Here is a 5,215-nt window from a genome sequence, read left to right as displayed (position 1 = left end):
GGGCACCCAATACTGAAGCCTACATCTGTGATGTTCATGCAAGTTCAGGCTTTGATATCGTCGTACAGCTACACACTCGAACCGACAACAACATAGTCACACATGTGAGTGCTAATGGTGGGACTGTCGCACAAAGACTGACACCAATAACCAACACACCTTAGTAAAAAGCCGCCTAAAAGGCGGCTTTTTTGCATCAGATTAAATACTCATATTTACCATAACATCCGTTGCCCGCACCGCTGAAACGGGGTTGGCTGCGTTTCCGGTGCCAGACGCGAGAAAGTGGCGACAGACATAACGAAAAAACACCAGAAACGCAGCCGCTGAATATTACACTGGTGCATAGTCATGCAGCCAGATGCATGGATGTTAAAGTCACACTAAAATCCGCGCCAATGCCTTAAAAACCGACAAATGCTTCTCCAGCCAGTCCCACAGCTCCGCCGCCAGATACAGGCAGTTAAGCAATGATTCAATAAGATTTAACAGCTTCATTTCCCGCTCCTGAATAAGTCGTGACCTTTTTGATCACGAACCTATTTAGCGGGAGAAATAAGAGCCCCTCTTCGTGCGGGTTGTCAGCTGCCTGGATGGTTTAAAGTGTCGGCCCGCGGTAGGTTTTCTGCGGCTGGCGCTCCAGCTCCAGTGTTTTCTGATACTCATTCTCCCTCTGCCGGAGCTCGATGGCATTCAGTTCCCGGACAAGCGGCGCAGCTGCTCGCTTAAACTCAGCACCTGCGTGCTCAAGTACGACACGCGCTCGTTCAGCACCGCGTTCTCCCGTTGCATAAGCCCACACATGCTCCGCCATTCCGCGAAGGCGCTCTCCCATTCGTCCAGCCTTTGCGAGTAGTCCTGCTGTAGCTGCTCTAATGCGCTCAGCAACTGCTTTTCCAGCTCTGTCATTTTCCGCTACTCCTGTTTCAGGCGGATCCATGTCGTCCCGTCGTAGGGGATGGCTTCGGTTTGCATCCCCGGCGGCAGGATAAGAAACCTCCGGCCGTCGCTGCTCTCCTGATAGCGCACTCCCCACGTCCGGGCGGTCATTTTCGCCAGGGTATCTTCCTGCTGACGAAGATGCGTGTAATTGTCGGTTATCTGCTGCCCCTGCCACCACAGTATGCTCCCGCTCGTGCCGATCAGCAGCGCTGACACCATCAGGATGGTGAGCCATGTCCGCCCGGCAGTCCGCAGTACGCTCCGCCGGTTTTTCTCCATCGCCTCGCTCATACTCTGCTCGTGTGCGAGGATGGCGTCGCTGATTCTCCTCGCGCTTGCGCTCAGTTCCGCTCTGACAGACTGCTCGTGCTCGCTGAATGCGGCTTTCAGCATCTCGCCGGTACTCTGCTTCTGCGCTTTCGATTGCTGCTCTAAGTCCTTCGCCAGCGTTAAAAGACTGCTCATAGATGGCTCCCTTCAGTCGGATGTTTCGCCCCCCGTCCGGGTCGGCAATGCTGATACTGCTTTTCGTGGTGCGCACCACCTCAAAACCTGACCGTTCCAGCGCCTCAGTGACGTCCTGACGGGTTTTCAGCTCCCCGGACGAAGCAAGGGTCAGCAGTCCGCGCGTGATGGCTTCTGCGGCCTCCTGCTTCGTTTTCGGCAGTCCGGACGGCGTGACCAGCGCCCGGCGGTTTTCCGGTGCGTTCGGGTCGTGCAGCCCCAGTCTGCCGTTCACGATGGTCTGCCAGGCATCGATACGCGGCCGGTCGGCGCGGTCGTAGTACGGCTGGAGCCGCCTGCCGGTCAGCAGCTCGGTATTGGGGATCAGAAAGTTCAGCTCCAGACGCCCCTTGTCCTCGTGCTCCACCCACAGAATGCTGTACTGATCTTTATCAAGTCCGGGCATCAGAACCCGCTCGAAGCTGGCCATCAGTTTTTCCCGCTGGCCGGGAGGCAGATCGGCCTCCGCAAACGACAGGACGCCGGAGGTGTATTTCTTCACGTAAGGCGACGCGTCAATCAGCTCCCGGACTTCTTCCGGCTTCCCCTGCAGGACGCTGGCACCTTCACGCTGCCGGTCTTTACCCAGAAGATAGTCCACCGGCCCGGCGCCACCGCCGCGACCGCGTGGATGAAATTTAACGATCATCGTCCGTTCCTTTCTCAAGAACGGCGTGCCGCAGCCGCTCAAGCCCGGCATCGATGGCCATCAGCGCCGCCACAATCTGTACCCTGTCATGGCCGGTGCCGCCGCCGGCGTTAACACGGCGGGCTATCTGGTTCAGGTTATTGCCCATGCCGGCAAGCTGGCGCAGCAGCGCCGGCGAGAGTGAGGGGAGCTTTCCGGTGCGCGCAGGCTTTTCGTCCAGGCAGGTCTGCCGCATCCAGGCCGCGAGCTGTTTACCGTCGCAGCGTTCCAGCAGACGGCGGTGCTCATCTTCGGTCACCCACATCGTGAGCATTTTGCTGCGTTTCTCTGACAAACCGGTCTCCTGATAACGCCGGGACGGGCGGGAACCTCTTTCCCGGTCGGCGCGGGGTTGGACAAGCCGCAGGCGCGTCAGGCTTTTGGCGGGTTTCGGGGCGCAGCCCTGAACCAGTCACGAAGCGCTAGCGGAGTGTATACTGGCTTACTATGTTGGCACGGATGAGGGTGTCAGTGAAGTGCTTCATGTGGCAGGAGAAAAAAGGCGGCACCGGTGCGTCAGCAGAATATGTGATACAGGATATATTCCGCTTCCTCGCTCACTGACTCGCTACGCTCGGTCGTTCGGCTGCGGCGAGCGGAAATGGCTTACGAACGGGGCGGAAATTTCCTGGAAAATGCCAGGACGATACTTAGCAAAGAAGAGGCAAGGCCACGGCGTTGCCGTTTTTCCATAGGCTCCGCCCCCCTGACAAGCATCACAGAATCTGACGCTCAAATCAGTGGTGGCGAAACCCGACAGGACTTAAAGATACCAGGCGTTTCCCCCTGGTGGCTCCCTCGTGCGCTCTCCTGTTCCTGCCTTTCGGTTTACCGGTGTCACTCCGCTGTTATGGCCGCGGTTTCTCATTCCACGCCTGACACTCAGTTCCGGGAAGGCAGTTCGCTCCAAGCTGGACTGTATGCACGAACCCCCCGTTCAGTCCGACTGCTGCGCCTTATCCGGTAACTATCGACTTGAGTCCAACCCGGAAAGACACGACAAAACGCCACTGGCAGCAGCCAACAGTAAGAGGGTGTACAAGAGATAACTGATGCAGAGTTCTTGAAGTCTCAGCCCAACTACGGCTAAACTGAAAGGACAGAATTTGGTTTCAGCGGTCTTGTACACCCTGTTACCACGGTTCAGAAGTTCCCCAACTTACTGAACCCTCGAAAAAACCGCCTCCCCAGGCGGTTTTTTCGTTTCAGACGAGGATATTACGTCGCATCTTACACTTAGGTCAACAACCATCAGCAAGACTGGACCTCCAAAACAAAAGGAGGTAATATCCTGATAACGAACACTGAATGCGACAAAAGAAATGCTAATGAAACAAGAAGTTAAAGAAAAAAAACAGACGATAGAACTAATCAATGATGATTGTTTAATCGCTTTAAAGATGCTTCAAAGCGATTCAATAGATCTGATCGTTACATCACCACCTTACGCAGACCAAAGGAAAAAAACCTATGGCGGAGTAAGTGCAGACAAATATGTTGAGTGGTTCACCCCGATAGCCAAAGAACTACTGAGAGTGACAAAATCATCAGGTTCATTTGTTCTAAACATAAAGGAAAGGGCGATTAATGGCGAGCGCCATACGTATGTAATAGAGCTAATTCTAATGATGCGAAAATTAGGCTGGTTATGGACAGAGGAATACATATGGCATAAAAAAAATAGTTACCCAGGGAAATGGCCAAATCGTTTTAGAGACTCTTGGGAAAGATGCATCCACTTTACGAAAAGTAAAAAATTCAATATGTACCAAGAGGAAGTAATGGTGCCTATGGGGGATTGGAAAAACTCACGACTTAAAAACATGAGTGATACTGATAAGAAAAGAGATGAATCGAAAGTGGGGAGTGGTTTCGGTAAAAAAATAGAAAACTGGGTCACCAGGGATTTGGCATACCCAACCAACGTGCTACACATGGCTACAGAGTGTGGAAACCGCAGTCACAGCGCAGCTTTTCCTGAAAGCCTACCTGAATGGTTCATCAAACTTTTCACCACAGAAGGCGACACCGTTCTGGATCCATTTTCCGGTTCTGGAACCACATTAAAAGTGGCGAAAGCAATGAAAAGGAACGCTGTAGGTATTGAAATATTAGATGAATATTGCGAGATTACGGCAAATAGAGTAGGTTTGAAAAAATCGTCTCAAAAAAAATACCGGTATACAAATGATTGAATCACGGATTATTTCAGATTTTATAGAATCTTGCATTGATGAAGAGTTCCATCAAAAAAAACAAGAAAAAATAAGAGCGATAAAATTATCAGATATAACAAAAAGAAAAAACCCATATTTATTTAAGGCGAAGGGGCTAACATCAGCAAGTGACTTAATAAAGTCAATCATGGATGCAACGGTCTCCTCTGGAGAGGAGACCGTTTTTGGCAATTTCATGGAAAAGATTGCAATCTTCACATGTTCCCAAGCATTTGGTGGAAGAAAATCCAGTGCGGTAGGAATAGATCTCGAGTTCGAAACTGAAAACACAAAATATCTAATAAGCATCAAATCTGGCCCAAACTGGGGTAACTCATCACAAAAAAAGAAAATGCAAGACAACTTCATTAAGGCCAAAAAAGTCCTAGGCACATCCGGTGGGATCAATTCGAAATCAATAACTTGCGTTGAGGGTTGTTGTTATGGTTATGACGCCAGACCTGAAAAGGGAACCCACATAAAACTATGCGGCCAAGACTTCTGGACATTTATATCTAACGGAAACAACGAATTATATAGTGATATAATTGAGCCTATTGGTAAGCTTGCTGACGAAAAAAACAAGGAACTGATAGAACTAACAAATGCCAAACTAAATCTTTTTACGGCTGAGTTCATTTCAGAATATTGTAATAGTGATGGCTCAATAAATTGGGCTTTATTTGTAGCAAGAAACTCAGGTTCAAAATCAAGCTACCATAGCAACTAACAGAAGAGTATAAAGTGGTGATACCTCAATAAAAACAAGGACACTCCATGCCAGCATGCATAGTAAATGGTTGCCAGAATCATGCATCTAACAACTTTGGTGTAAGACTCCGTAGAGAGGATACCAGTGCGATCT

At 50.5% G+C, this 5,215-nt stretch carries 6 protein-coding genes and 1 pseudogene; 3 read left to right on the top strand and 4 right to left on the bottom strand.

What is annotated here, in order from left to right:
* Nucleotides 1-693 precede the first annotated feature (693 nt).
* The 4 genes and pseudogenes from HV157_RS26035 to HV157_RS26020 all read right to left on the bottom strand — a co-directional run bounded on the left by HV157_RS26035 (nt 694) and on the right by HV157_RS26020 (nt 2,408).
* Complete coding sequence (locus HV157_RS26035) at nt 694-909, bottom strand: MbeD family mobilization/exclusion protein (RefSeq protein WP_137500696.1); 216 nt, start codon at nt 907-909, stop codon at nt 694-696.
* 6 nt (nt 910-915) lie between these two features.
* A complete protein-coding gene (locus HV157_RS26030) occupies nt 916-1,407 on the bottom strand; it encodes an MbeB family mobilization protein (protein ID WP_015060400.1) in 492 nt (163 codons plus the stop codon).
* Between the two features lie 34 nt (nt 1,408-1,441).
* A pseudogene (locus tag HV157_RS26380) lies at nt 1,442-1,876 on the bottom strand (relaxase/mobilization nuclease domain-containing protein); the annotation flags it as partial.
* 208 nt (nt 1,877-2,084) lie between these two features.
* The gene (locus HV157_RS26020; RefSeq protein ID WP_176689730.1) at nt 2,085-2,408 is read right to left on the bottom strand and encodes a MobC family plasmid mobilization relaxosome protein; all 324 of its coding nucleotides are present in this window, start codon (nt 2,406-2,408) and stop codon (nt 2,085-2,087) included.
* 646 nt (nt 2,409-3,054) lie between these two features.
* Between HV157_RS26020 and HV157_RS26470 the strand changes: the two genes are divergently transcribed.
* The 3 genes from HV157_RS26470 (at nt 3,055) to HV157_RS26010 (ending at nt 5,080) form a co-directional block, all read left to right on the top strand.
* Entirely contained in the window at nt 3,055-3,183 is a 129-nt protein-coding gene (locus HV157_RS26470; protein ID WP_072106109.1) for a replication initiation protein, read from the top strand.
* A gap of 351 nt (nt 3,184-3,534) precedes the next feature.
* Nucleotides 3,535-4,329 (top strand): site-specific DNA-methyltransferase, encoded by a 795-nt coding sequence (locus tag HV157_RS26015; RefSeq protein ID WP_227818858.1) that lies wholly within the window; start codon nt 3,535-3,537, stop codon nt 4,327-4,329.
* Nucleotides 4,322-5,080: a PmeII family type II restriction endonuclease gene (locus tag HV157_RS26010; protein WP_115656562.1), complete on the top strand. Its 759-nt coding sequence runs from the start codon at nt 4,322-4,324 to the stop codon at nt 5,078-5,080. The genes HV157_RS26015 and HV157_RS26010 overlap by 8 nt, the downstream gene beginning before the upstream one ends.
* Nucleotides 5,081-5,215: the final 135 nt, after the last annotated feature.

The organism is Enterobacter sp. RHBSTW-00318 (genome assembly GCF_014101375.1).
Taxonomy (GTDB): Bacteria; Pseudomonadota; Gammaproteobacteria; order Enterobacterales; family Enterobacteriaceae; genus Enterobacter; species Enterobacter ludwigii.
This window is presented reverse-complemented; position numbering and strand designations above follow the sequence as displayed.

Bases quoted from the DNA above. Each gene is read 5' to 3' on its own strand.
- HV157_RS26035 (WP_137500696.1), bottom strand. From the start codon at position 909: ATGACAGAGCTGGAAAAGCAGTTGCTGAGCGCATTAGAGCAGCTACAG.
- HV157_RS26030 (WP_015060400.1), bottom strand. From the start codon at position 1,407: ATGAGCAGTCTTTTAACGCTGGCGAAGGACTTAGAGCAGCAATCGAAA.
- HV157_RS26020 (WP_176689730.1), bottom strand. From the start codon at position 2,408: ATGCTCACGATGTGGGTGACCGAAGATGAGCACCGCCGTCTGCTGGAA.
- HV157_RS26470 (WP_072106109.1), top strand. From the start codon at position 3,055: ATGCACGAACCCCCCGTTCAGTCCGACTGCTGCGCCTTATCCGGTAAC.
- HV157_RS26015 (WP_227818858.1), top strand. From the start codon at position 3,535: ATGCTTCAAAGCGATTCAATAGATCTGATCGTTACATCACCACCTTAC.
- HV157_RS26010 (WP_115656562.1), top strand. From the start codon at position 4,322: ATGATTGAATCACGGATTATTTCAGATTTTATAGAATCTTGCATTGAT.